The sequence below is a fragment of the Falsihalocynthiibacter sp. BN13B15 genome, from assembly GCF_041205415.1.
GTDB lineage: Bacteria > Pseudomonadota > Alphaproteobacteria > Rhodobacterales > Rhodobacteraceae > Falsihalocynthiibacter > Falsihalocynthiibacter arcticus.
In genome coordinates this window covers 17560-41908 of sequence record NZ_JBGFCE010000007.1, presented here as the reverse complement: position 1 = coordinate 41908, position 24349 = coordinate 17560, and the positions used below count along the sequence as shown (strand labels likewise).

Below are 24349 nucleotides of genomic sequence, written 5' to 3'. Positions count from 1 at the left end.
AGTAGGCAAAAAAATGCGGGCAGTGATCTTTGCGCTTTTAGGCGTAGTGGTATTGATTTTGGCAGGCTGTTCCAGCGCGGTCCAACCGTATACTGGCCCAGAAGTTACCCGCATTGCGGTCTATAAAGACGCGCGAAAAATGTTCCTTTTGAATAATGGCAAAATCCTCAAGTCTTACAATATCGATTTAGGCTTTGCGCCCATCGGTGACAAAGAATTTGAGGGCGACGGCAAGACGCCAGAGGGTTCGTACCGCATCGATCGCCGGAACCCCAACAGCGATTTCTACTTGTCGATTGGGCTAAGCTATCCGAATGTAAATGATGTCGCAGAGGCGCGCGCCCAAGGCAAAAGCCCTGGTGGAGATATCTTTATCCATGGCGAGAGTCGCAACAAAAATTTCCGCGGAACCGATTGGACTTGGGGCTGTATCTCGGTCTCTAATCAAGAGATGGTCGAGATTTACCGAATGGTTAAGCTCAACACAATAATCACCGTCGCCCCTTAATTTTCGGCGAATGTATAATTGAAGTCGCCGAAACTATTGCGGCCCGTCACCATTGCCCACCATATTTTACCGCTTGGTTCTTGGTACCACGAAAAGCCCATGTCCTTAGCTTCGGGATCCAGAATGACGCGGCGGCTGTCGGCGGTACCCATCCATGCGGACAGAGTTTCAAGCTCGGTTTCATATGTCTCTGATATGTTTTCGCCCGCAAGGATTCCGTTGTATCCTGTACGCGCAACGCGATCTAGCGGCGAAGATCCATCAGACCCAAAATGCCACGCGCGGTTTTGAACTGCCATATCGCGAGCATGAGTGGCGGCGGCCGCAGTCAATTTGGAATCCAAACTCAGGGGGGCTGCTCCGGAAGATTGGCGCAGCAAGTTTACAGAGTCCAAAACGGTAAACTCTACTTCACCTGAACTTGGTACTTTATAAATTGGCGGAAGGGGTTTACCATCTGCTCCAATTCGTACCACATTCGTTGGTTCGCATGCGGCGAGCGCAACAATTGAAACGGCCGCAATGAGCACAGATATTTTCATGACATTTTTCCCAAATTCACATCCACTGTCTTTAGCAACGATTTCCCAAGCAATCAAATGAAGTTAAGCGATTTTTGGCCTGATGACGTTTGTTTGAATTGCGACTGCGACTTTAGCGCCATATTATAGCACCTGAACAGAAAAGTGAGTCGAAGTATGCCTGAACAGAAGAATAAGTTTGTGAACCGTCGCAATTTCATCGGTACTTCGGTCGCACTCGCGGGCAGCTTGGCGTTGCCAGCCTATGCGCAAATCGCTGTTGAACCAGAAATTGACGATACGGTACGGCATAATATATCAAGTTTCCGGTCCCTCGACTGGCGGCCGTATTTTTCCGACACGCGCAACGGTGCGATTCTGGTCGACACACAATCGCGGGCTTTGCACTTCTGGTCCGAGGATTTGTCGGTCTATAAATTGTACCCGACATCTGTGCCGCAATCGGACGATCTCACACGTCTTGGGCGTACGTCCATTATCCGCAAAGTTGATGGGCCAAGCTGGTCGCCAACGCCGAATATGTTGAAGCGCAACCCCGAATGGCCGCGTTATATCGGTCCAGGGCCTGATAATCCACTCGGAACGCATGCGCTCTATTTGTCTTGGCAGTATTACCGTATTCACGGCACCCAAGACACACGCAAAATTGGCCGGAAATCGTCCAACGGCTGCATTGGGCTCTATAATGAGAATATCGAGACCCTTTTTGGTCTGACCAAGAATGGAACTCAAGTTCTGTTGATTTAGGTTTCTTTTGGTAGCAGTAATGTACGGCATGGAGGCAGAGAGTTTTCTCTGCCTCTTTTTATTTGGTGACCCAGCCTGCTAGGTTTTCCTGAATGATCGTTGTAAGCGCGGCGATGTGCGATGCATCATCATTCAGGCAGGGAATATAAGTGAAACCTTCACCGCCTGCGTGAACAAAAGCTTCCTTAATTTCCTCATTAATTTCTTCGAGGGTTTCAATACAATCCGCCGAAAACGCGGGTGCAATGACGGCAATGCTTTTGTTTCCCGACTGCGCCTGTCGCGCAACCTCTTCGACTGTCGCTGGCTTAAGCCATTCCTCTGGGCCAAACTTGGATTGAAACGTCGTCATGATTTGGCTTTCGTCCCAACCTAAAGCCTCCCTTAGAAGGCGTGTCGTTTTTTGGCATTGGCAATGATATGGATCGCCCTGTGTCAAATAACGTTCGGGCATTCCATGATACGACGCGAGTAAAATGTCGGGTTTCCTGTCCATTATGTCATACGCTTGCCGAATCGAGCCTGCGAGAGCCTCAATGTATTCAGGGTGGTCGAAATAGGCAGGAACGGTGCGGGCCGCAGGTTGCCAAACTTGTTTGGCAAGGGCGGCGAAGAACGCATCATTTGCGGTTGCGGATGTCGCGCCCGCGTATTGTGGATAGAGTGGGAAGAATAGAATTTTGTCGCAACCGGCGGCGACCATTTCATCCACTTTTGATTGAGTCGACGGATTGCCATATCGCATACAGAAATCGACCATAACGGTGTCGCCAAAAGCCTCAGACAGGCTCTGTTTCAGGGCTTTTGTCTGGTTTTTGGTGATCGTCAGAAGCGGGCTTTCGTTTGCTTCGTGGTTCCAAATACTTTTATACGCCGCGCCCGATGAAAAGGGGCGTTTCGTCAGGATAATGGTTTGAAGCAAAGGCTGCCACTTCCACGCGGGGTAGTCGATCACGCGTTTGTCCGACAGGAACTCCGATAGATAGCGGCGCATAGACCAATAATCGTAATTATCAGGCGTCCCGAGGTTGGCTACTAAAACGCCAATTTTACGGCTCGGCAAGGATGGGTGGTTGGCTGGTTTCATTTACTGGCTCTCCTGTCGCTTGGGCTAGACATGAGGTTTTTAACATGCGTGGTCAATCCGGTGATTTCGTCGCAGGGTTCATGTCTTGCGCGGTATCTCAAATTCTACAGTATTGAGGGCATCCGCAAGGCGCGTCTGAGCAGACCCAGGTCGCAACGGTTTTTGCTGGCTTTCATCGGGTGCCCAACCCGTAAGGAACACGAGTTCAAATGTGGCTCTAATCCTTCCAAAATCCGCCGGAAAGTGCGTGGCGTAGGCCGTGTTTACGGCTTCAAGTTCGCGTCTGGTAATTGGCCGCTTGTGGCGATGCTCAAGGGCGTTTGTTTCTGCCATCTCGCGTAAATCCCGCATGAGATGGAGCGCGTTCCTATAACTCACAGTTTTTGTGACACAATCCGCCACTGGCAACGCAAGGCCCGCGCGTTGTAGCAGGCCGCCCAAGTCACGAATTTCCGCCATGGGCGCAACGCGAGGCGACAGCCCGCCCGTCAATTTCGTCTCAACTTCGGCCCAAACTGAGCGCAACTCGGAAAGTGTTTGCCCGCCAAACATCGCCCCAAGGAACAGCCCATCAGCCCGCAACCCACGGCGACATTGCACCAACTGCCCCACCAGATCGTTCGCCCAATGCAGCCCCATGGCATGAATTACCAAATCATGAGCACCAACCTCCAGCGCTAAAACGTCCTCTTCGGGTACTATTTTTGCGTTTGGGAGTATTTTTTCCCAAATTTGCGGGAATCCCGTCACCAAAGCGGGGTTTGTAAACGATCTGTTAACCTCACTCAGTCTCTCCTCAATCTCATCGGCGGCCACTTGTTGCAAAAACAAGGCGTCCGTTCCTCGGATGCGATTGCGATGCAGGGCGAGAGCTTTGGTGTCGGTAAGTTTTGGGGGTGTGTTGGTCATTTGGCGTCCTTTGCTGGGCGCAATTTAGAAAGGTTTTGATGAAATGCAAAGTCCTGTGCGCCTGTTCTACCCATCTCAATGCATTTCTTGTGGGGATCTTGTCGATTCCGAGGGGGCGCTGTGTGGATCATGTTGGCGAGATACGCATTTCATTACGGGCACAATTTGCGATTGTTGTGGGGTGCCCCTTCTTGGCGACAGTGCACCAGACGAAATTTTGCAGTGTGACGGATGCCGCGATCATCCACATGTTTGGGATCGGGGTCGTGCGGCATTTGTGTATAGAGACACTGGCCGCAAGCTGGTTCTTGGATTGAAGCATGGAGATCGTCAAGAACTTGCCGCACCTGCCTCAAAGTGGATGGCACGGGCGGCAGAGGGTATAGTTGACGAGGATACAATTGTTGTGCCAATTCCCCTACATTGGTCTCGATTTCTGAAGCGGCGATACAATCAGTCGGCGCTTTTGTCGCGCGGGATCGCCACCCAGCTGGGATTGGAGCATTGCCCCGACCTGCTTAAGCGCATGCGCCGAACAGTGAGTTTGGACGGGCTTAGCCCCAAGGAACGCAATGCTACTGTCAGCGGGGCGATTGCTGTAAATCCGAAACGGCAACATTTGATTGATGGACGTCCGATCCTGCTGGTGGACGATGTTTTGACCACAGGGGCAACCTTTGACGCGGCGGCAAGGGCCTGTTTCGCATCACAGGCTTGCGAGGTAAATGTAATAACCCTAGCGCGCGTTGCACAGGATACCTAAGTGTCTGTATAGTTCCGAAAACGAGGGAAATATCATGAAGACCGTCGAGCTATACACTAAAAACACTTGTGGATTTTGTCATGCTGCCAAGCGGCTTTTGTCCAGCAAATCCATTACATTTATCGAATTTGACGTGGCGCGCGATCCGGCAAAACGTCAGGAAATGATTCAACGTGCCAACGGTGGCCGTACGGTGCCGCAAATTTTCGTGGGCGAAACCCATGTCGGAGGTTGTGACGATCTCTTCGCGCTAGAGCAGGGCGGCAAACTTGACGCGCTTTTGGCCAGCTAAATGCGCATCGCCCTTTGCCAGCTAAATTCAAACGATACTCCGGTGAATAATTTGCCGGAGACGGTGGGATTTGTCCGACAAGCAATTGCGCAAGGGGCCGAGTTCATTGCCACACCCGAAGTTACGAATTGTGTTTCAAATTCGCGGGCGCATCAGGTCGCTGTTTTGCAGTTCGAAGAGGATGATATCACCCTTGCCGCGCTCCAACAGGAAGCCAGAAATGCAGGGGTTTGGATTTCCATTGGGTCGCTTGGGATAAAACTTCCCGATGAGACGCGCTTTGCCAATCGCTCGTTTTTGATCAACCCACAGGGTGAAATTGTCGCGCGATATGATAAAATCCACATGTTTGATGTCGAGATTTCACCGACCGAAACCTACAAAGAAAGCGCAGGTTACCGTCCGGGTGATCGGGCCGTCGTTGCCAATACAGATTTTGGCGGGATGGGTCTGACGATTTGCTATGACGTTCGTTTCGCGCATTTGCATCGCGCATTAGCGAAAGCGGGTGCGAAAATCATCCTTCAACCTGCGGCATTTTCGACTGTTTCTGGCGCGGCGCATTGGCATGTTTTGTTGCGCGCGCGGGCCATCGAGACAGGCTGTTTCATCATTGCCGTAGCGCAATGTGGCGATCACCTGCAATCGAATGGCTCCAAGCGTAAAACCTATGGGCATTCGCTCGTGGTTTCGCCATGGGGTGAGGTTCTTGCGGATGCCGGGGACGAGGCTGGCGTTACGATTGTGGATATTGATTTGAGCCAAGTTGATGAGATGAGGCGCAAAATTCCCTCGCTAAACAATGACGTGGCGTTTACAAACCCCACATGAACGACTCTAACAATTCCTTGGCAATATCTCTATTTAGCGAGATTTTCATGGCTGACCAGCTAGCGCGCAGCCGTCTTGCCAAGGCGTTACCCCGTGGGATGGAGCTGTCGCACTTCACTGTCCTCAATCATTTATCGCATGTAAGTGGCGAACGCTCGCCCGCACAATTGGCCAAATCGTTTTCCGTCACGCGCGGCGCGATGTCCAATACTTTGAGCAAGCTAGAAGCCGCAGGACATGTGCATATTCGCCCTGACTGGGATGATGCTCGTCGTAAATTCGTGGCGATCAGCCCATCGGGTAAACGCGCCTGCGAAGCCGCACTTACCGCCATTGCTCCATCGGTCGCCGGATTGGTTGGTGACCTTGGAGTTGAACGAGTGCGCGCCGCTCTTCCGATTCTGCGCGAATTACGCGTCCGGTTGAGCGACGAAAGCTAGACGGGTTTAACGCTTGCGGTCACATAGTTGACCGAGAGGTCTTTGTCCGAAAGCGACCATGTCCACAAAATCGGGTTAAAAACGAAACCCTTGCGATCGACCGGCGATAGGTTCGCGCCTTCGATTAATTTGTAAAGCTCATCTGGTGTGATGAATTTACTAAACTCATGGGTCCCTTTAGGCAGCCAACGCATGATGTGTTCGGCGCCGACAATTGCCATCAGGAAACTTTTCGGATTGCGGTTGATCGTAGAGCAGAGCATCAAACCTCCCGGTTTAAGCAGCGAATGACAGGCTCTGAGAAATCCTTGTGGGTCGGCCACGTGCTCGACAACTTCCATATTGAGGACGACGTCGAATGTTTCGCCAGCGTCGGCTATCGCTTCGGCCGTCGTGTGGCGATAATCTATGGCAAGGCCTTGGGCTTGGGCGTGAACCTGTGCAACGGGGATATTTCCCGCGGCGGCATCCGCACCGACCACAGTCGCGCCAAGGCGCGCCATGGGCTCTGACAAAAGCCCGCCGCCACAGCCGATGTCCAAAATCCGCAAGCCCGCGAAGGGCAGGTCCTGTGTTAAATCCCGATCAAATTCCGCACCGATTTGACGCGTGATGTAATCAAGCCGACAGGGGTTGAGCATATGCAGGGGTTTGAATTTCCCGTTTGGGTCCCACCATTCGGTGGCCATGGCTTCAAATTTGGCGACTTCATTTGGATCGATGGTGTTGGTGGCGGTTTCCATATGTCCCTCCAAGGATTTCATGCGATTTGCCATGGGCAAGGCGGCTCCTGCAACTATATAGTCAATCTATGGACAGAATCTCAGGCCAAAACAGCGCATCCGACTATCTATTTCCGCCGATTGAACCGTTTCATCGGCAAAAGTTGGATGTCGGTGATGGACATGAAATATATGTCGAACAGTGCGGCAACCCTGTTGGGGTGCCTGTTGTGGTTCTGCATGGCGGCCCCGGTGGGGGATGTTCGCCGATGATGCGGCGGTTTTTTGATCCTTCTGTCTATCGGATTATCCTGTTTGATCAGCGCGGTTGTGGCCGGTCGCGCCCGTTTGCCTCGGTTGAAAATAACACGACTTGGGACTTGGTCAGCGACATGGAGAAGATCCGCACCGCGCTGGGTATTTCACGCTGGATCGTATTTGGTGGCAGTTGGGGGGCGACCTTGGCGTTGATTTATGCCCAAACCCACCCTCAGAGCGCTGCTTATCTTGTGTTGCGAGGGGTTTATCTCTCAACGCAGCGCGAACTTGATTGGTTTTATGGAGGCGGTGCTGCGCGTTTTTACCCCGAAGCTTGGGACGCCTTTGAGCGGATTATCCCCCAAGAAGAGCGTGGCGATATGATCGCAGCCTACCATCGACGACTCTTTGGCGACGATATGGCGGTTCAAACGAAATACGCTCAAGAATGGGCTGCTTGGGAAAATTCACTCGCGACAATCCGCTCTAACGGGACTTCTGGTGGCGCACCCGGAGAGTATGCGCGCGCTTTTGCGCGGCTCGAGAACCATTATTTCATGAACAAAGGGTTCCTTGAAATTGACGGGCAAATTGAGCGTGATTTGTCGAAAATCGATCATATTGGTGTTTCAATCGTTCAAGGGCGACAGGATATGGTTTGCCCCCCAGAGGCGGCACAACGTATCGCCGCGCGGTTGCCCAAGTGCGAATTGACCATGGTTGCGATGGCTGGACACGCGATGTCAGAGCCAGAGATTACGCGGGCTTTAACTCGGGTTATGCATGGTTTGGGACCACAAAAAGCAATGCTTGGCCTCTAGGCAGATCTCTATCTTGAACTTCTTACTAAGCAGCTTATTTATAACGAGTATTTATTATATTTTGGAGCTATCACATGGCCGCAGGCGCAGGTTTTTGGAATATCATGGCGAAAAACTATGCCAAGTCCCCGATTTCGGACGAAGCGTCCTATCAAAAAAAGCTTGAAAAAACGCGCGCATGTTTCCGCGCTGGCATGGATGTCTTGGAAATCGGGTGCGGGACAGGGTCGACCGCTCTTTTGCACGCGCCACTTGTGAAGACATATGAAGGTGTGGATTTTTCCAAAAACATGGTGGCGATTGCCAAGGGAAAACTCAAAGGGTCTGGATTGAAAAACCTCACCTTTACGTGCGAGCCGATTGATTCGATTTCGCGCCAACCCAATTCAGTTGACATGGTTTTGGCAATGAATATTTTGCATCTTTTGCCTAACCATAAAGAGGTGATTGGCCACGTTTATGATTTGCTCAAGCCCGGTGGAATGATTGTGTCGAGTTCGGCGAGTCTAAAGAATATGAACCGCGTCATGAAGCCAGTGATGCAAGCGGGTATGCTTATTGGGCTCCTACCGCCCCTTCAGTTCTTTGACACCGCGTACCTTAAAAAAATGCACGAAGAGGCTGGGTTTGAGGTTGTTGAGTTGTGGGAGCCGAAAAAAGGCGTGGTTTTTATCATAGCGCAAAAACCGGCTTAATTCGCTTGAAAGTTGAGTTCTGCAAGGAAGGCCTTGCAGACTCAGATAAACCTGCGTATATGGCTCTCAACAGCGGCGCGTTAAGTTCCAAACTTGATGCCCACCGAACTTCACAACGGGCCGCGCAGCCCGTTTTTTTGTGTCTAACATCAAGGAGCCAAATTGTCTGATCTCGTTGCAAGTTCCGCGATTGATCGCCGTCTCGCCGGCATGATTCAACCCGTCATCGAAGACTTGGGGTATGAATTGGTGCGCGTACGGTTGATGGGTGGCGACGAAAAAACGCTGCAAATTATGGCTCAAAAGGCAGACGGCAGCATGGAAGTGGACGATTGCGCCAAAGTTTCGACCGAGGTTTCGGCGACTTTGGACGTGGAAGACCCGATTGATGGCGTTTACGCGCTTGAAGTTTCCAGCCCCGGTATTGATCGTCCTTTGACACGTTTGAAAGATTTCGACCTTTGGAACGGCTATGAGGCCAAGCTTGAATTGACCGATGCCATTGATGGCCGTCGTCGCTTTAAGGGTATTCTGGCCGGTACGGCAGATGGCGAGGTTTTGATCACCGTCACTGAAGGCACAATTGGCCTGAAGTTTGAGTGGTTGGCTGATGCCAAGCTTATTCTGACGGATGAGTTGATTACGGAAATGCTCAAGCAGCGTAAAGCTGCGGGCATCGTGAACGAAAACGATTTTGACGAGATTGAAACTGAAACTGACGTTTCTGAGGAGCAGTAGACATGGCAATTACTTCAGCCAACCAGCTAGAGCTTTTGCAAACCGCCGATGCGGTTGCACGCGAAAAGATGATCGATCCTGAACTGGTTGTTCAGGCGCTTGAAGAATCTTTGGCTCGTGCGGCGAAATCTCGTTATGGCGCCGAAATGGACATTCGTGTTCACATCGATCGTAAAACAGGCCGGTCCAAGTTTACCCGTGTTCGCACAGTTGTTGCCGACGATATGGTGGAAAACCACCAAGCCGAAGTGACCGTTGCGCAAGCACGTGAATTTCTAGAAGCGCCAGAAATTGGCAACGAAATTATCGACGAAGTGCCCCCCGTAGAAATGGGCCGCATCGCGGCGCAATCCGCCAAGCAAGTGATCCTGCAAAAGGTTCGCGAAGCCGAGCGTGATCGTCAGTTCGAAGAATTCAAAGACCGTGCTGGTACCATCATCAATGGTGTTGTTAAGCGCGAAGAATACGGCAACGTCATCGTGGATGTGGGTGCTGGCGAAGGCATTTTGCGTCGCAACGAGAAAATCGGCCGCGAGAGCTATCGCCCGAACGACCGTATTCGTTGCTACATCAAGGATGTGCGTCGCGAAGTGCGTGGGCCTCAGATTTTCCTCAGCCGGACAGACCCCCAATTCATGGCGGAACTGTTCAAAATGGAAGTTCCAGAGATTTACGACGGTATCATTGAAATCAAAGCCGTTGCGCGTGACCCAGGTTCGCGTGCGAAAATCGCTGTGATCTCGCATGATAACTCCATCGACCCTGTTGGGGCCTGTGTGGGTATGCGCGGTAGCCGTGTTCAGGCTGTTGTAAACGAGCTTCAGGGCGAGAAAATCGACATCATTCCTTGGAATGAAGACGCGCCAACTTTCCTTGTGAATGCGTTGCAGCCAGCCGAAGTTACCAAGGTTGTTCTCGACGAAGAAGCCGAGCGCATTGAGGTTGTTGTGCCTGATGAGCAGCTTTCCTTGGCGATTGGGCGTCGTGGTCAAAATGTGCGTCTTGCGAGCCAACTTACCGGCTTGGACATCGACATTCTAACGGAAACCGAAGAATCCGAACGCCGTCAGAAAGAATTTGCAGCGCGCACCGGTCTCTTTATGGAAGCGCTTGATCTGGACGAATTCTTTGCCCAGCTCTTGGTGTCTGAAGGCTTTACGAACCTCGAAGAGGTTGCCTATGTGGACGTCAGCGAGTTGACCGTGATCGAAGGCATCGACGAAGATACGTCGAGCGAACTTCAAGCGCGGGCACGGGATTATCTCGAAGCGGCCAGCAAAAAAGCGCTCGATACGGCACGTGAGTTGGGTGTTGAGGAATCGCTTATTGAATTTGACGGTTTGACACCCCAAATGATCCTTGCGCTTGCGCAGGACGGTGTCAAAACCCTCGAAGACTTCGCAACTTGTGCGGATTGGGAACTGGCCGGTGGCTGGACGACCGAGAACGGCGAGCGTAAGAAAGACGAAGGTGTTCTTGAACCTTTCGACATGTCGCTCGAAGAAGCACAAAAGCTTGTAATGACGGCTCGGATTACATTGGGTTGGGTTGATCCTGCTGATCTCGCTACTGAAGAAGGCGAAGATGATGCGGATGATTCAGAAGAGGAGGCCGAGGCTTAAGGGCTTCGGATTTCGCAAATGGCGCGCGGCGGTCGAAAAAACGAACGGGAAAACCCCGAACGGCGATGTATCGCAACAGGTGAGGTTCAGCCCAAGGGCGGGATGATCCGCTTTGTTGTGGGCCCGGAAAACAAGATCTATGCGGATATTTCGGGTAAATTGCCCGGCCGTGGAATCTGGGTTCTTTCTGACCGCAAGGCGTTGGCATTGGCAATGAAAAAAGGGCTTTTTGCCCGCGCCGCCAAACAGGCGGTCGTGGTGCCAGAAACTCTAGTAGAAGACATCGAAGCGGCACTTGTGCGGCGGCTGGTGGATCACATCTCGCTGGCACGCAAGGCTGGCCGGGCTGTGACAGGATATGAAAAAGTTAAAGGCTGGCTTGAGACCGAAAGAGCTTCGGTTTTGATTCAGGCTTCAGACGGGTCAGAGCGCGGAAAATCCAAGCTCCGCCCCCCGCACGATCGCGATCTCTATATTGATATGCTTACGGCACATGAATTGGGAATGGCCTTTGGACGGGAAATTGTGATACATGGCGCGCTTGCGACTGGTGGACTCACCAAAAGTGCGGTAGAGGAAGCCAAACGCCTTAGAGGCGTGCGCGCAAATGGCGGTGGAATATCCACCGAGAAGGGTACGAAGACCACATGAGCGATAGTGACGGCAAAAAAACACTGGGTCTGCGCACTGGCGCAGGACGTCCTGGAAACGTAAAGCAGAGCTTTAGCCACGGACGCACCAAAAACGTTGTTGTGGAAACGAAACGCAAACGCGTTGTCGTGCCAAAACCTGGTGCAGGTAAAGCAAATGTAAGCAGCGCGTCTGTAGGGGATCCTTCACGGCGTCCCGCAGGCATCTCTGATGTCGAAATGGACCGTCGTCTTGCGGCGTTGAAACTCGCGAAAGCCCGCGAAGTTGAAGACGCAGCGAAACGCGAAGCCGACGAACTGGCTCGCGCTGAAGAGCGCGCCAAACGTCGTGCGGATATCGACGCCAAAGAAGCTGAAGAGCGGGAACGCGAAGAGCGGATCAAAGAAAAAGCAGCTGAAGAGGACCGCATCAAGAAAGAAGCGGAAATCGCGAAAGAGCGTGCTGAAAGCGCTGCGCAAGCGGCTAAGCCTACGCCACGTGCGGCGGCAACTCCCGCGGGAGAAGCTACGGACACGACGAACACCCATCGTGGGGCTCCGGCGCGTCCATTCTCTGCACCGCGCAAGACGGATCGCGACAACCGCGCCGACAAGCCAGCAGCGAAGGCCGCTGAAGACAAACGTCGCTCGGGCAAACTGACGCTAAATCAAGCGCTTCGTGGTGGTGACAATCGTCATCGCTCCATGGCATCGATGAAGCGCAAGCAAGAGCGCGCGCGTCAAAAAGCAATGGGCGGTCAAGTCGAGCGCGAGAAAATTGTGCGCGATGTTAAAGTTCCTGAGGCAATCGTTGTTTCCGAACTGGCGAACCGTATGGCCGAACGCGTCGGCGAAGTTGTGAAATCGCTTATGAAAATGGGCATGATGGTAACGCAAAATCAAACCATTGATGCGGATACAGCCGAGTTGATCATCGAAGAGTTTGGCCACAAAATCGTGCGCGTGTCTGCATCTGACGTGGAAGACGTCATCGCGGCAGTTGTGGATGATGAGGCCGATCTGGTTGCGCGCCCTCCAGTCATTACGGTTATGGGTCACGTTGACCACGGTAAGACGTCGCTTCTTGACGCGATCCGGAAGTCTAAAGTTGTGGCTGGTGAAGCTGGTGGGATTACCCAACATATTGGGGCTTATCAGGTTACGGCCGAAGACGGCTCGTTGATGAGTTTCCTCGACACGCCTGGTCACGCGGCCTTTACATCCATGCGTTCGCGCGGTGCACAAGTGACGGATATCGTTATCCTTGTGGTCGCAGCTGACGATGCTGTTATGCCACAAACAATCGAAGCCATTCATCACGCGAAAGCGGCGGGTGTGCCGATGATTGTTGCCATCAACAAAATCGACCGTCCGGATGCAGATCCAGACAAAGTGCGTGTCGCTTTGCTGCAACACGAAGTTATCGTCGAGAAAATGTCTGGTGACGTACAAGACGTTGAGGTTTCGGCCATCAATGGAACGGGCCTTGATGATTTGCTTGAGGCGATTTCGCTGCAAGCGGAAATTCTTGACCTCAAAGCCAACCCAAAACGCTCGGCGACTGGTGCGGTTATTGAGGCTCAGCTTGACGTTGGACGTGGTCCAGTTGCGACGGTTCTGGTTCAAAACGGAACTTTGCGTCAGGGTGATATCTTTGTTGTTGGTGAACAATGGGGTCGCGTACGCGCCCTTATGGATGACAAAGGCGATCGTATCAAAGAAGCTGGACCTTCGGTTCCTGTCGAGGTTCTTGGCCTCAACGGAACACCAGAGGCTGGCGATGTTTTGAATGTTGTTGAGACTGAAGCTCAGGCGCGTGAAATCGCAGATTACCGTGCCCATGCCGCTAAAGAGCAGCGCGCCGCCGTTGGTGCCGCGACAACTCTTGAGCAACTTATGGCGAAGGCAAAAGACGACAAGAGCGTTTCCGAGCTTCCGATCTTGGTGAAAACCGATGTTCAGGGTTCGGCAGAGGCAATCGTTCAAGCCATGGAAAAAATCGGCAACGATGAAGTTCGGGTTCGTGTTCTGCACTCTGGTGTTGGCGCGATCACGGAATCAGATATCGGTTTGGCTGAAGCTTCCGGCGCACCGGTTATTGGCTTTAACGTGCGTGCAAACGCATCGGCTCGCAATTCTGCGAACCAAAAGGGCGTCGAGATCCGGTACTATTCGGTAATCTACGATCTTGTGGACGATGTTAAAGCTGCTGCCTCTGGTCTTCTTTCTGCGGAAATTCGCGAAAAGTTTATTGGGTATGCGTCGATCAAAGAGGTCTTCAAGGTTACTGGCATTGGCCGCGTTGCGGGTTGTATCGTTACCGAAGGCGTCGCACGCCGCTCCGCAGGCGTTCGCTTGCTGCGCGACAACATTGTGATCCACGAAGGTACGCTGAAAACGCTGAAACGTTTCAAGGACGAAGTCAAAGAAGTCAATTCGGGCCAAGAATGCGGTATGGCATTTGAAGCTTACGAAGACATTCGTCCTGACGATGTTATCGAGATCTTTGAGCGCGAAACAGTTGAACGCAACCTCGCCTAGTGCTTGTTGTAACCAAAACTTAAGGGCCGATCATTGAGTTGATCGGCCCTTTTTTATGTCTGGATGTGTCTGCGTGGAAAGGAGCTAAAGCCAGTCGCGCAATATAGGGATCAACGGAATGTCCGCAGGTGGCATCGGGTAGCTTCTTAAGTCCGCCGCCTTAACCCATTTGAGCGTTTGCCCTTCTTGAGGGCGCGGCGTTCCCTGCCATTTGCGGCACGCGAAAAGCGGCATCAAAAGGTGGAATTTTTCATAGGCGTGGCTGGCAAAGGTAAGGGGGGCAAGGCAGCTTTGCCAAGTTTCAATCCCAAGCTCCTCAGACAGTTCCCGAATGAGAGCCACCTCAGGCGTTTCGCCTGCTTCGACTTTTCCGCCTGGGAATTCCCACAGCCCCGCCATGGATTTCCCTTCGGGGCGTTGTGCCAGAAGGACCCGACTGTCTCGGTCAATCAAGGCGACCGCCGAGACGAGAAGCACACTCAAGACCGATAATCCGCGTTGATTTCGATATAGCGGTGGGTGAGGTCACAGGTCCAAACGGTGGCCACACCCGATCCGATGCCCATATCAACCGCGAGGACGAGGGAATCGCCCTTCATATAGGTCGCACCTTCTTCCTCGGTGTAGCTCGGGGAAACCCAGCCCTTTTCCGCAACCAATATATCGCCAAACGAGATCGACAACAGATCACGATCTGCAGCGGCGCCAGATTTCCCGACAGCCATAACAACACGACCCCAATTGGGATCTTCGCCTGCAATCGCGGTTTTCACCAATGGGGAGTTTGCGATCGCCATGGCCACGAGATGGGCGTCGGAATCGCTCATGGCACCCGTTACCGCAACTTCGACGAATTTCGTAGCACCCTCACCATCGCGCACAACTTGATGCGCCAAATCGAGCATCACACCGTGGAGGGCCGCTTCAAAGGCAGCTTCGTCGGTAACTTCGGGGCCTTTGCCCGTCGCCGCCAAAAGCAATGTGTCACTTGTGGAGGTGTCGCTGTCGACCGTGATACAGTTGAAGGTTTTGTCCGTCAGGCGGCTGAGGATTTTCTGAAGTCGTGGTTGGGCGATTTTGGCGTCGGTGAAAATATAGACCAACATTGTCGCCATATCGGGCGCGATCATGCCAGACCCTTTGGCAAATCCGCTGATGGTGATGCCGTCGACGGTGGCAAAGGCGCCCTTGGGAAAGGTGTCAGTCGTCATGATGGCACGCGCCGCGCGACTGGCTTCGTTTGGGGATAGGCCTGCCTTGAGTTCAGCGAGTTTGTTGGTGATACGAGCTGGATCCAATGGTTCGCCGATCACGCCTGTAGAGGACATGAAAACACGGTTCTGAGGCACGTTGCAAATCTGTGAAACAGATGCGGTAACGGCATCCACAGTGGCAATACCGCGACCGCCTGTGAAGGCATTGGAGTTGCCAGAGTTCACGACAAACGCCGCCTCTTCGCCGCTGTCTGCGCCGAGCTTGGCCTCGCAATCAAGAACAGGTGCGGAGCGGGTTGCGGAACGTGTGAACACGCCCGCAACCGCCGTGCCCGCGCAGAGGTGAGCAAGCATCACATCGTCGCGGCCTTGATATCGTACACCCGCAGCAATGGCGGCAAAGGTTACACCTTCAATAACCGGAAGATCAGGAAAACCGCCCTTGGGCGCTAGTGGAGAGAGTGTCATAGGTTACTTTCCGACGATTTCTGGGTCTTGGAGAACAGTGGGGTCGATGACCACTTCGGTGCGTGTGATTTCGGCGTTACCCTCGAGGGCTTCGACGGCTTCTGCAAGTGCGCGTTGTTGCAACTCTGCTTCAAGTTCGTCGCGAACGTCCTCAAAAGTTGGGGCGTCTTGTACGCGGCTTTCAATTCGATGAATGACGTGCCAGCCGAATTCGCTCTCAACGGGTGCGGAATAGGTACCGTCTTCAAGCGCGATAACGGCTTCTTCAAATGCCGGAACCATCGCCCCTTTCGAGAACCATCCAAGGTTGCCGCCATTTGGGCCGGACGGACCGGTAGATTTCTCGCGTGCGAGTTCGGCAAAATCACTTCCGGCGTCAAGCAGTTGGACTACAAGATCAGCTTCCTCTTTCTTCTCCAAAAGAATATGGGCCGCATTAAACTCCATCTCGGGTTCGCCGCCGATATATGTCTCGTTGAAAAGCGCCTCAAGTTTTTCTTGCGTGACGGCCGTTGCTAGAACCGCGTCAACGGCGGAACCCGCCATATAGGACCGTGTCTGGTTGTCCATCGCAGTTTGGTCACGAAGGGAAACATTGCCTTTAACGGATTGTGCCAGGATGTTTTGTTGGATCAAGTTTTCCAAGATCCCCTCAAAAAGAACGCCGTCTTCAAGGGTGAGGTATTGCTGTGGCAGCGTTTCACGGGCGATAATCATATGGCCGATTGTGATATCCATGCCATTCACTGTTGCCACAACCGTTCCCCATTCGGGTTTTGGAGGTGTGTCTTGGGCAACAGCGACGCTCGTGGTCGCCAGAAGTACTGCAAAGATACCGATTTTAGTGTGTTTTAACATCAATTCACCCTTAGATTTGTCCATTAGGCCCCCTAACATTGACAGTGTCCGGTTGGACCCTTACATCGCCAAAGTGCCTTGTCGTTTCGTGCCAGTCATTTGGCCCTTGATAAGCCCGCTTTTAAGGCGGATCAAGGCAAGGTTCAAACGAACCAACCAATAGAAGTGTTCAAGCGGAGAATTTATGCTGGGTATCGGAAAAATCACCAAAAAAGTCTTTGGTTCACCGAATGATCGTCTGGTCAAATCGACACGCCCGCTTGTGCAAAAGATCAATGATCTTGAGCCTGAATTTGAAGCCCTGACCGACGAAGGCATCAAAGAGAAAACACTGGAACTGTCCGAGCGCGCTCAAAAGGGCGAAAAGCTCGATGACCTTCTCCCCGAAGCCTTTGCCAATGTGCGGGAAGCCGCGCGACGCGCGTTGGGTTTGCGGGCTTTTGATACCCAGTTGATGGCCGGTATTTTTCTACATCGCGGCAATATCGCTGAGATGAAAACGGGCGAGGGGAAAACCCTCATGGCGACCTTCGCGGCCTACTTGAACGCCTTGACGCGGGAGGGTGTTCACATTGTGACGGTGAATGACTACCTCGCCAAACGCGACGCCGAGTGGATGAGCCAAGTTTACAGTGCTTTGGGTATGACAACGGGTGTGGTCTATCCACAGCAGCAGGATGAAGAGAAAAAAGCCGCGTATAAATGCGACATTACCTATGCCACGAACAATGAACTGGCGTTTGACTATCTTCGCGACAACATGCGGTCCGAATTGGGCCAATTGGCACAGCGCGGCCACCATTATGCGATTGTGGATGAGGTCGACTCCATTTTGATCGACGAAGCACGGACACCGTTGATTATTTCCGGACCTGCCCAAGATCGCAGCGAGTTGTACATTTCCATCGACAAGCTGATCCCAAGCTTGACCGAAGAGCATTTCACGCACGACGAGAAAACCAAAAACGTTACTTTCTCTGAAGACGGTAACGATTTCCTCGAAGCCTTGTTGCATGAGCACGGTATCTTGCCCGCCGAGCAATCGCTCTATGATCCGGAAAGCACGACCGTGGTGCACCACGTCAACCAAGGCCTCAAAGCTCACAAGCTTTTTACCCGCGATAAAGACTATATCATGCGCGATGGCGAAGTGATGTTGATCGACGAGTTTACCGGTCGGATGATGGCGGGGCGTCGTTTGTCTGACGGCTTGCATCAAGCGATTGAGGCCAAAGAGGGCGTCGATATCAAGCCCGAAAACGTCACCCATGCTTCGGTGACGTTCCAGAATTATTTCCGCTTGTATGGCAAACTCGCCGGCATGACGGGAACCGCGCTTACTGAGGCGGCTGAGTTCGCCGAAATTTATAATCTCGGCGTTGTTGAAGTGCCAACAAACCGCCCGATTGTTCGGATTGACGAGCATGACCAAGTGTTCCGGACCGCAAAAGAGAAATTCGCAGGCGTTGTCATCGCTATTGAAGAAGCGCACGCAAAGGGTCAGCCGATCCTTGTGGGGACAACTTCGATCGAGAAGTCGGAATTCCTCTCGGGTCTACTCAAAGAAGCGGGCGTTACACACAACGTTTTGAATGCACGCCAGCACGAAAAAGAGGCGCAGATTGTTGCCGATGCAGGCCGTTTTGGCGCGGTGACGATTGCGACGAATATGGCGGGGCGTGGTACCGATATTCAGCTTGGCGGCAACGCCGACCTACGGCTGGAGCAGGCGCTTGACGCCGACTCAAACACAGATAAAGAGGCGCTTCTAGCCGAGATTGCAGCAGAGAAAGAAAAAGTCAAAGAGGCCGGTGGTCTGTTTGTGTTGGCAACTGAACGCCACGAAAGTCGCCGGATTGATAACCAGTTGCGTGGCCGTTCAGGTCGCCAAGGCGATCCAGGCCGCTCGTCGTTCTTCTTATCTCTCGAAGATGATTTGATGCGGATTTTTGGTTCAGAACGTTTGGACAAAGTTTTGTCGAGCCTCGGGATGAAAGAGGGCGAAGCCATTGTGCACCCCTGGGTCAATAAATCCCTCGAAAAAGCACAAGCCAAAGTCGAAGGCCGTAACTTTGACCAACGGAAACAACTTCTGAAATTTGACGACGTGATGAACGACCAGCGCAAAGCGATCTTCTTTCAGCGCCGTGAAATTATGGAATCTCAAGACCTCTCTGAAATCGTGCAGGACATGCGCCATCAGGTCATTGATGATCTGGTCGACATTCACATGCCAGCGAAATCCTATGCCGAACAGTGGGATACAGAGGGCCTCTATGCTGAGATCCTTAAGAAAATCGGGGTGGATGCTCCGGTGATCGAATGGGCCCGCGAAGAAGGTGTAGATGATTCCGATGTGCGGGAACGTTTGTGTGATGCTGCCGACAAATTTATGGCCGCCAAGGCTGCGGATTTTGGCCCAGAAGAAATGCGCGGGATCGAAAAGCAGATTTTGCTGCGGACAATCGACGGGAAGTGGCGCGAACATCTCCTGACTTTGGAACACCTTCGTTCGGTCGTTGGGTTTCGTGGGTATGCGCAACGGGATCCATTGAACGAGTACAAAACTGAAAGCTTCCAACTGTTCGAGATTTTGCTCGACACCTTGCGCGAAGAAGTCAGTGAGCAACTCGCACGATTGCCCTCGCGCGAAGAAATCGAGACCATGCAGCGCGCACAACTGGAGCAATACAAAGCCCAGCAGCAAGCGGCTGTGGCAGCGCAACAGGCCGCATTGCCGAAAGCGACCACTGAGGGGTTTGACGAAAACAATCCAGAAACGTGGGGCGACCCCGCGCGCAATGATCTCTGTCCTTGTGGTTCTGGTGAGAAATTCAAACATTGCCACGGTAAAATCTAAGAAGCGCGTCGCTCAAGTCTTGGGCGGCGCAATCTCCAGTCATGGCTCTCAATCCCTGTCGCAATCTGAGAATGGCCCAAAGTGCGCCCAAATTCGGCCTCATTTTGGGTTGAATGATAGGAGTCGAGTAAATCGATTGGAGGAAGCCATGCGTTTGAAGGGAAATTTCGTTTACGTGCTTGCGAGCTTTGCCGCAGCGTTTTCCATTGGCTATGCGCTTCAGAACAGTGAGGGCAACAATGCGATTTTTGCACCCTCCGACTCCGATCAAGTGAGCACAGGCGCTGGTGTTTCGTTGGTGGATCCAAAAACGGTCCAACACACGTCTGCCCCTGCAAACGACCCTCACGGGTTGCCTTTTGCTCCCGAGGCGACCATGGCGCATCTTCTATTGAAAAGTTATACGTCGAATGTATCGGCACGGATGCTCGATACCCTCGGCCCCAACCCAGTTAAAAAAGCGCCGACATACAGCGCCTATGGCGTGCCTTGCTCCACCAAGCTCGAAGCTCTAGCGGGCCCGGCGGCAATGATCACAGTGAAGCTTTCGGCGAGCTGTGCGCCAAGCGAAACGTTTGTGCTTCGCCAAGGGGAACTTGCGGTAACGGGGGTAACCACTACGGTCGGTTTGGCCGAGCTTTCACATCCAGCGATGTCAAAAGACCCCACTATTTCTGTCACGTTCGCGGGTGGTCAAAGTGCGGTAACGACCTTGCACGTGAGTGATTTTGACGATTTTGAGCGGGTTGCATTACAGTGGAAGGGCCGCACGGGCTTAGAAATACATGCGCTGGAGTTTGGCGCCGACTATGGCCAAGCAGGACATGTTTGGAAGAATTCTTCTCGAAAAGTTGCTTATGCTACCGGAGCGCTTGGTGGTTTCATGACGCAAATTGGCGAAGGGGATAGTCCCGATTCAATGCACGCAGAAGTATATAGTTTCCCGTCTGGGGCTATTCGCCGTGACGGTGCTGTCCGTCTTTCTGTCGAAGCGGAAATCACTTCCTTTAACTGTGGCCGCGAGATTTTGGCCAAAGTAATGCAACCAAAATCGACAACGGGTGTAGAAGTGGTTGATTTAGGGCTGACAATGCCGGATTGTGACGCCATTGGCGACTTTTTGGTGTTGAATAATCTGCTTCGGGACCTAAAAATCGCTCTGAACTAAATTTTATTTCGGGCATGCGTATGAACATCCTTCGTGCGGCGGTTTGCGCCGCACTTTTCGTATTTACGCCCCTGTTGGCGCACTCCCAAGATGTGACTTTGTCATCTCTTGATGGCGGCGTTACTTTATCTGGGGCTCTGGTCAGTTATGACGGTGAATTCTATCGCGTCGACACTGAATATGGTGTCCTGACCCTCGATGGATCGGGCGTTTACTGTTCGGGGCCCGCCTGTCCGAACCTCGAAGGGTATGTTGCGGAACTTTCCATCGCAGGAGCGCAGGGAGTGGCTGGAATACTGCTCCCGTCTCTTTTTGAACGGTTTGCGCAAAAGCACGGGTATGATGCGGCGCGTGAAGTTACCTCGGACACCGATTTCACGATTGTTCTGGCCCAAAAAGATGGCGGAACGGCGGTCGCTCGTATTCAGTTTGATCTAGGAACTTCCGATTACGGGATGGAGCAATTCCTCGCAGAGGACGCCGATCTTGCGGTTTCCCTTCGGGAGGCTACCGCCGCCGAGCAATCAAAGGCCATTGAAACGGGCCTCGGGAATCTCAATCTTGCGAAAAATGCAAGAATTCTCGGGCTTGATGGCGTCATTCCGATCATCGCAAAAAATAATCCAGTTGCCGCCATTTCTCTTGGTCAACTTTCCAAAGTTTTGTCAGGAGAGATTTCAAATTGGCAAGAATTGGGGGGAATCGACGTTCCCATTGAGCTTCATCTAAGGGACGCTGGCGCAGGTTTGCTCCAAAAAATCTCCAGCGAGATGTTGACGCTAGATCAGCAATTCGCACCGTCCGCACAGCGCCACACCCGCGACGAAGCACTGAGCGACGCCGTTTCTCGCAGCCCCTTTGCGCTGGGTTTGACCGGCCTTTCAAGTTTGGGAAATAGCGTACCTATGTCGCTTTTGGGAGGCTGCGGGTTTCCGTTTCAGGCGACACATGAAGCTGTAAAAACGGAAGACTATCCCCTTACAGCCCCGTTATTCCTTTATGTCCCCAATCGTCGCTTCCCGAAAGTCATCCGCGAGTTTTTTGCATTTTTGTCTACACCAGAAGCCGCCCAAATTGTGGCCGATGATGGTTTTGTGAACCAAACCCCGTTGGAGATACCGATGAATTCACAGGGGGAGCGACTTGCGAATGCAATCCTGCAGGCAGGCAATGAAACCTCGCTTTCCGATCTCCAAGAAATGGTTGCTGAGTTGCGAGACGGACAGCGGGTGACAACAACCTTTCGGTTTGAGCCGGGCTCCTCGCGTCTGGATGCACAGTCACGTGCGAATGTTGAACGCTTGGCCGAGGTCCTTGAGGCGGGCATCTTTGGCGACCGTTCCGTGACATTTGTTGGATTTAGCGATGGAGACGGAGGAGCGGCGGCAAACCGGAAAATCGCGCTTCGCCGTGCACAGGTCGTGGAGACGGCAGTGCTGCGGGAAGCGACTTTGTTTGATCCCAATCGCATGGGCGTCACGTCCAAAGGGTTTGGCGAGGCGATGCCCATGGCCTGTGATGAAACGGAATGGGGCAGCAGGGTCAACCGGCGTGTTGAGACTTGGCTTGGGCCCCTCCGCCCGCCAGAGCAACCTGAACCTCCCTTGGAAGCATCCGAAAATTCTGCTGCTACAGATAGCCCTCAGCCCGAAAACTGAGTTCACGGGATTTTCCCACGATAAGGTGGTCGTGCAATGTGAGCCCCAAAGCCAGCGCCGCGTCATTGATTTGCGCTGTGACTGTGATGTCCGCTTGTGATGGGGTGGGATCACCCGACGGGTGGTTGTGAACCAGAATGATCGCCGAGGCGTTGAGTTCAAGCGCTCGCTTTACGACTTCGCGTGGGTAAACTGGCACATGATCCACGGTTCCGCGCGCCTGCTCCTCGTCAGCAATCAGAACGTTCTTGCGATCAAGAAACAAAATGCGGAATTGCTCGGTCTCGCGGTGGGCCATTGTCGTGTGGCAATAGTCCACAATGGCGTCCCATCCCGATATCACATGTTGCTGCATGATACGGCTGCGCGCGAGGCGCTGTGCGGCAGCTTCAATGATTTTAAGCTCACAAATGACGGACTCTCCAACGCCTCGGATTGGTAAAAGCCGCTCTCTTGGTGCTGAAATCACACGATTAAAGTCGCCAAACGTCTCGAGCAGAAGACGGGCAAGCGGCTTTACATCTTGTCGGGGAATGGCGCGGAACAGGACAAGTTCGAGCATTTCGTAATCGGGGAGGGCAGTGGCCCCGCCAAGGAGGAACCGTTCCCGCAAGCGTTTCCGATGGTCGCGAATATAGCTTGGCTGTTTTTCTTGAGAGTTTTCTTGCCGATGACTGGGCTTTCTACCCTGCGCTTGCGAGTTCCTCGGCTGGCGCACCTCATCCACATCCATATCGAACATGGGCAGGGGTCTTTCGGAAAAGAATCGTTTCAAGTTCATAGGTCTAACTTGAAACGATTCTCTAAAAATTTAGTTAATTTGAGTTAACTCTTCATACCGTCCCAGAAGGTTTTCACTTTGGAGAAAAAGCTACTCTCTTCGGGGCTATTATCGGCCTCAATGCCACCGAATTCCCGAAGGAGTTCTTTTTGGCGACTTGTGAGGTTTACCGGCGTTTCAACGGCCAACTCGATAAACATATCGCCGGTTGGCCCACCGCGAAGTGCGGGCATACCCTTGCCGCGAAGACGCATTTGGCGACCAGATTGGCTTCCCGACGGGATCTTAACCCGACTGCGTCCGCCGTCAATTGTTGGTACCTCAATGTCACCACCAAGCGACGCAGAAACCATACTTACCGGAATGCGACACTGAAGGTTTACCCCATCGCGTTCAAAAATCGTATGATTTTCAACTTCGATAAAGATATAGAGGTCGCCAGCTGGCCCGCCGCGCAAACCGGCTTCACCTTCGCCAGAAAGGCGGATGCGATTACCAGTTTCGACGCCTGCTGGGATATTCACAGACAAGGAACGGTTCTTTTCTGTCCGTCCAGCCCCACTACATTCCGTGCAGGGGTTTTTGATCAATTGACCGGTACCCGAGCACGTTGGGCAGGTGCGTTCGACGGTGAAAAACCCTTGTTGGGCGCGGACTTTACCCATGCCAGAGCAGGTCGGGCACGCAACTGGCTCAACGCCGCTTTCCGAGCCCGTTCCAGAACATTTTTCACAGCCCACAGATGTAGGAACCGTGATCGTTTTCTGCAAACCTGTGTAGGCATCTTCTAGGTTAACGCGCATGCTATAGCGTAAATCGGACCCGCGTTGGGCACGGGTGCGCGGGCCACCGCCGCCACGTCCGCCCATAAAATCGCCAAAAAGGTCGTCGAACACATCGGAGAAAGCAGAGGCAAAATCGCCATTGCCCTGTCCAGGATGTCCCTGACGCGCGCCGCCCATTCCGCCTTCAAAAGCTGCATGGCCATAACGGTCATAGGCGGCTTTCTTTTCGGCGTCTTTCAGGACCTCGTAAGCTGCATTCGCTTCTTTGAATTCGGACTCAGCATTGGGATTGTCGGGATTGCTATCTGGATGTAGCTCTTTGGCTTTCGTACGAAATCCTTTTTTGATTTCGTCCGCTGAAGCACCTTTGGCGACGCCAAGAGTTTCGTAAAAGTCACGTTTTGACATGTTA

24 protein-coding genes and 1 pseudogene are annotated in these 24349 nt (G+C 52.8%); 16 read left to right on the top strand and 9 right to left on the bottom strand.

Going from position 1 to position 24349, the window contains the following annotated elements; translation table 11 throughout:
• Positions 1-13: 13 nt before the first annotated feature.
• Positions 14-508 carry a murein L,D-transpeptidase family protein gene (locus AB9F26_RS12835; RefSeq protein WP_369755412.1) on the top strand — a complete coding sequence of 165 codons (495 nt, stop codon included), beginning with the start codon at positions 14-16 and terminating at the stop codon, positions 506-508.
• Here the strand turns inward: AB9F26_RS12835 and AB9F26_RS12830 are convergent.
• Positions 505-1050, bottom strand: coding sequence for a CAP domain-containing protein (locus AB9F26_RS12830; protein ID WP_369755413.1), 546 nt, complete (start codon positions 1048-1050; stop codon positions 505-507). The two genes, AB9F26_RS12835 and AB9F26_RS12830, sit on opposite strands and share 4 nt — an antisense overlap.
• A gap of 156 nt (positions 1051-1206) precedes the next feature.
• On the opposite strand from AB9F26_RS12830, the gene AB9F26_RS12825 reads away from it, so the two are divergent.
• Positions 1207-1797 carry a L,D-transpeptidase gene (locus AB9F26_RS12825; protein ID WP_039002839.1) on the top strand — a complete coding sequence of 197 codons (591 nt, stop codon included), beginning with the start codon at positions 1207-1209 and terminating at the stop codon, positions 1795-1797.
• A 58-nt stretch (positions 1798-1855) separates the two neighbouring features.
• On the opposite strand, the gene hemH is transcribed toward AB9F26_RS12825, so the two are convergent.
• Both hemH and AB9F26_RS12815 read right to left on the bottom strand, forming a co-directional pair.
• Complete coding sequence (gene hemH / locus AB9F26_RS12820) at positions 1856-2884, bottom strand: ferrochelatase (protein WP_369768209.1); 1029 nt, start codon at positions 2882-2884, stop codon at positions 1856-1858.
• A 78-nt stretch (positions 2885-2962) separates the two neighbouring features.
• On the bottom strand, positions 2963-3793 hold the full coding sequence (locus AB9F26_RS12815; RefSeq protein ID WP_335583904.1) for an SAM-dependent methyltransferase: 831 nt from the start codon (positions 3791-3793) through the stop codon (positions 2963-2965).
• 43 nt (positions 3794-3836) lie between these two features.
• Here AB9F26_RS12815 and AB9F26_RS12810 point away from each other — a divergent pair.
• The 5 genes and pseudogenes from AB9F26_RS12810 to AB9F26_RS12790 form a co-directional block, all read left to right on the top strand.
• Positions 3837-4016 (top strand): annotated as a pseudogene (locus AB9F26_RS12810) (double zinc ribbon domain-containing protein); the annotation flags it as partial.
• Between the two features lie 54 nt (positions 4017-4070).
• Positions 4071-4556 carry a phosphoribosyltransferase family protein gene (locus AB9F26_RS12805; protein ID WP_335584053.1) on the top strand — a complete coding sequence of 162 codons (486 nt, stop codon included), beginning with the start codon at positions 4071-4073 and terminating at the stop codon, positions 4554-4556.
• Positions 4557-4590: 34 nt separating this feature from the next.
• Complete coding sequence (gene grxC, locus AB9F26_RS12800; RefSeq protein ID WP_039002835.1) at positions 4591-4848, top strand: glutaredoxin 3; 258 nt, start codon at positions 4591-4593, stop codon at positions 4846-4848.
• Positions 4849-5679 carry a carbon-nitrogen hydrolase family protein gene (locus AB9F26_RS12795; protein WP_335583903.1) on the top strand — a complete coding sequence of 277 codons (831 nt, stop codon included), beginning with the start codon at positions 4849-4851 and terminating at the stop codon, positions 5677-5679.
• Positions 5676-6119 (top strand): MarR family winged helix-turn-helix transcriptional regulator, encoded by a 444-nt coding sequence (locus tag AB9F26_RS12790; protein ID WP_039002833.1) that lies wholly within the window; start codon positions 5676-5678, stop codon positions 6117-6119. Before AB9F26_RS12795 ends, AB9F26_RS12790 begins: the two co-directional genes overlap by 4 nt.
• Here AB9F26_RS12790 and ubiG read toward each other — a convergent pair.
• A complete protein-coding gene (ubiG, locus tag AB9F26_RS12785; RefSeq protein ID WP_369757708.1) occupies positions 6116-6895 on the bottom strand; it encodes a bifunctional 2-polyprenyl-6-hydroxyphenol methylase/3-demethylubiquinol 3-O-methyltransferase UbiG in 780 nt (259 codons plus the stop codon). The genes AB9F26_RS12790 and ubiG overlap by 4 nt on opposite strands.
• Before the next feature lie 35 nt (positions 6896-6930).
• On the opposite strand from ubiG, the gene pip reads away from it, so the two are divergent.
• From pip to infB, 6 genes are all read left to right on the top strand, one after another.
• Positions 6931-7920: a prolyl aminopeptidase gene (pip, locus tag AB9F26_RS12780; protein ID WP_335583901.1), complete on the top strand. Its 990-nt coding sequence runs from the start codon at positions 6931-6933 to the stop codon at positions 7918-7920.
• Between the two features lie 74 nt (positions 7921-7994).
• A complete protein-coding gene (locus tag AB9F26_RS12775) occupies positions 7995-8615 on the top strand; it encodes a class I SAM-dependent methyltransferase (RefSeq protein ID WP_335583900.1) in 621 nt (206 codons plus the stop codon).
• Positions 8616-8825: 210 nt separating this feature from the next.
• Positions 8826-9353: a ribosome maturation factor RimP gene (gene rimP / locus AB9F26_RS12770; RefSeq protein WP_369755443.1), complete on the top strand. Its 528-nt coding sequence runs from the start codon at positions 8826-8828 to the stop codon at positions 9351-9353.
• Positions 9354-9355: 2 nt separating this feature from the next.
• Complete coding sequence (nusA, locus tag AB9F26_RS12765; protein WP_335583898.1) at positions 9356-10975, top strand: transcription termination factor NusA; 1620 nt, start codon at positions 9356-9358, stop codon at positions 10973-10975.
• 18 nt (positions 10976-10993) lie between these two features.
• Positions 10994-11626: an RNA-binding protein gene (locus AB9F26_RS12760; protein WP_335583897.1), complete on the top strand. Its 633-nt coding sequence runs from the start codon at positions 10994-10996 to the stop codon at positions 11624-11626.
• Entirely contained in the window at positions 11623-14145 is a 2523-nt protein-coding gene (gene infB / locus AB9F26_RS12755) for a translation initiation factor IF-2 (RefSeq protein ID WP_369755422.1), read from the top strand. Before AB9F26_RS12760 ends, infB begins: the two co-directional genes overlap by 4 nt.
• An 84-nt stretch (positions 14146-14229) precedes the next feature.
• Here infB and AB9F26_RS12750 read toward each other — a convergent pair whose 3' ends face one another.
• Genes AB9F26_RS12750 through AB9F26_RS12740 form a run of 3 tightly spaced genes read right to left on the bottom strand, consistent with a single transcriptional unit; the run spans position 14230 to position 16709 of the window.
• Positions 14230-14628, bottom strand: coding sequence for a (deoxy)nucleoside triphosphate pyrophosphohydrolase (locus AB9F26_RS12750; protein ID WP_335583895.1), 399 nt, complete (start codon positions 14626-14628; stop codon positions 14230-14232).
• Positions 14625-15827: a bifunctional glutamate N-acetyltransferase/amino-acid acetyltransferase ArgJ gene (gene argJ / locus AB9F26_RS12745; protein ID WP_335583894.1), complete on the bottom strand. Its 1203-nt coding sequence runs from the start codon at positions 15825-15827 to the stop codon at positions 14625-14627. The genes AB9F26_RS12750 and argJ overlap by 4 nt, the downstream gene beginning before the upstream one ends.
• A 3-nt stretch (positions 15828-15830) precedes the next feature.
• Positions 15831-16709, bottom strand: a complete 879-nt coding sequence (locus tag AB9F26_RS12740; protein WP_369755424.1) for a peptidylprolyl isomerase — start codon at positions 16707-16709, stop codon at positions 15831-15833.
• Positions 16710-16869: 160 nt separating this feature from the next.
• Between AB9F26_RS12740 and secA the strand changes: the two genes are divergently transcribed.
• The 3 genes from secA (at position 16870) to AB9F26_RS12725 (ending at position 22371) form a co-directional block, all read left to right on the top strand.
• Complete coding sequence (gene secA / locus AB9F26_RS12735) at positions 16870-19545, top strand: preprotein translocase subunit SecA (protein ID WP_335583892.1); 2676 nt, start codon at positions 16870-16872, stop codon at positions 19543-19545.
• Positions 19546-19693: 148 nt separating this feature from the next.
• Positions 19694-20713, top strand: coding sequence for a hypothetical protein (locus tag AB9F26_RS12730; protein WP_335583891.1), 1020 nt, complete (start codon positions 19694-19696; stop codon positions 20711-20713).
• 20 nt (positions 20714-20733) lie between these two features.
• Positions 20734-22371 (top strand): phosphate ABC transporter substrate-binding/OmpA family protein, encoded by a 1638-nt coding sequence (locus tag AB9F26_RS12725; protein ID WP_369755426.1) that lies wholly within the window; start codon positions 20734-20736, stop codon positions 22369-22371.
• On the opposite strand, the gene radC is transcribed toward AB9F26_RS12725, so the two are convergent.
• Together radC and dnaJ are read right to left on the bottom strand one after the other, a co-directional pair.
• The gene (gene radC / locus AB9F26_RS12720) at positions 22343-23152 is read right to left on the bottom strand and encodes a DNA repair protein RadC (RefSeq protein WP_369757709.1); all 810 of its coding nucleotides are present in this window, start codon (positions 23150-23152) and stop codon (positions 22343-22345) included. The two genes, AB9F26_RS12725 and radC, sit on opposite strands and share 29 nt — an antisense overlap.
• Before the next feature lie 44 nt (positions 23153-23196).
• Positions 23197-24345, bottom strand: coding sequence for a molecular chaperone DnaJ (gene dnaJ, locus AB9F26_RS12715; protein WP_369755428.1), 1149 nt, complete (start codon positions 24343-24345; stop codon positions 23197-23199).
• Between the last annotated feature and the right edge of the window lie 4 nt (positions 24346-24349).

What these genes read in the sequence shown, in the direction of transcription:
- infB (WP_369755422.1), top strand. Translation starts at nt 11,623, where the DNA reads ATGAGCGATAGTGACGGCAAAAAAACACTGGGTCTGCGCACTGGCGCA.
- AB9F26_RS12825 (WP_039002839.1), top strand. Translation starts at nt 1,207, where the DNA reads ATGCCTGAACAGAAGAATAAGTTTGTGAACCGTCGCAATTTCATCGGT.
- AB9F26_RS12730 (WP_335583891.1), top strand. Translation starts at nt 19,694, where the DNA reads ATGCGTTTGAAGGGAAATTTCGTTTACGTGCTTGCGAGCTTTGCCGCA.
- AB9F26_RS12830 (WP_369755413.1), bottom strand. Translation starts at nt 1,050, where the DNA reads ATGAAAATATCTGTGCTCATTGCGGCCGTTTCAATTGTTGCGCTCGCC.
- hemH (WP_369768209.1), bottom strand. Translation starts at nt 2,884, where the DNA reads ATGAAACCAGCCAACCACCCATCCTTGCCGAGCCGTAAAATTGGCGTT.
- rimP (WP_369755443.1), top strand. Translation starts at nt 8,826, where the DNA reads ATGATTCAACCCGTCATCGAAGACTTGGGGTATGAATTGGTGCGCGTA.
- dnaJ (WP_369755428.1), bottom strand. Translation starts at nt 24,345, where the DNA reads ATGTCAAAACGTGACTTTTACGAAACTCTTGGCGTCGCCAAAGGTGCT.
- AB9F26_RS12790 (WP_039002833.1), top strand. Translation starts at nt 5,676, where the DNA reads ATGAACGACTCTAACAATTCCTTGGCAATATCTCTATTTAGCGAGATT.
- AB9F26_RS12795 (WP_335583903.1), top strand. Translation starts at nt 4,849, where the DNA reads ATGCGCATCGCCCTTTGCCAGCTAAATTCAAACGATACTCCGGTGAAT.
- secA (WP_335583892.1), top strand. Translation starts at nt 16,870, where the DNA reads ATGCTGGGTATCGGAAAAATCACCAAAAAAGTCTTTGGTTCACCGAAT.
- argJ (WP_335583894.1), bottom strand. Translation starts at nt 15,827, where the DNA reads ATGACACTCTCTCCACTAGCGCCCAAGGGCGGTTTTCCTGATCTTCCG.
- AB9F26_RS12835 (WP_369755412.1), top strand. Translation starts at nt 14, where the DNA reads ATGCGGGCAGTGATCTTTGCGCTTTTAGGCGTAGTGGTATTGATTTTG.
- grxC (WP_039002835.1), top strand. Translation starts at nt 4,591, where the DNA reads ATGAAGACCGTCGAGCTATACACTAAAAACACTTGTGGATTTTGTCAT.
- radC (WP_369757709.1), bottom strand. Translation starts at nt 23,152, where the DNA reads ATGAACTTGAAACGATTCTTTTCCGAAAGACCCCTGCCCATGTTCGAT.
- AB9F26_RS12815 (WP_335583904.1), bottom strand. Translation starts at nt 3,793, where the DNA reads ATGACCAACACACCCCCAAAACTTACCGACACCAAAGCTCTCGCCCTG.
- AB9F26_RS12740 (WP_369755424.1), bottom strand. Translation starts at nt 16,709, where the DNA reads ATGGACAAATCTAAGGGTGAATTGATGTTAAAACACACTAAAATCGGT.
- AB9F26_RS12725 (WP_369755426.1), top strand. Translation starts at nt 20,734, where the DNA reads ATGAACATCCTTCGTGCGGCGGTTTGCGCCGCACTTTTCGTATTTACG.
- AB9F26_RS12760 (WP_335583897.1), top strand. Translation starts at nt 10,994, where the DNA reads ATGGCGCGCGGCGGTCGAAAAAACGAACGGGAAAACCCCGAACGGCGA.
- AB9F26_RS12775 (WP_335583900.1), top strand. Translation starts at nt 7,995, where the DNA reads ATGGCCGCAGGCGCAGGTTTTTGGAATATCATGGCGAAAAACTATGCC.
- ubiG (WP_369757708.1), bottom strand. Translation starts at nt 6,895, where the DNA reads ATGGCAAATCGCATGAAATCCTTGGAGGGACATATGGAAACCGCCACC.
- pip (WP_335583901.1), top strand. Translation starts at nt 6,931, where the DNA reads ATGGACAGAATCTCAGGCCAAAACAGCGCATCCGACTATCTATTTCCG.
- nusA (WP_335583898.1), top strand. Translation starts at nt 9,356, where the DNA reads ATGGCAATTACTTCAGCCAACCAGCTAGAGCTTTTGCAAACCGCCGAT.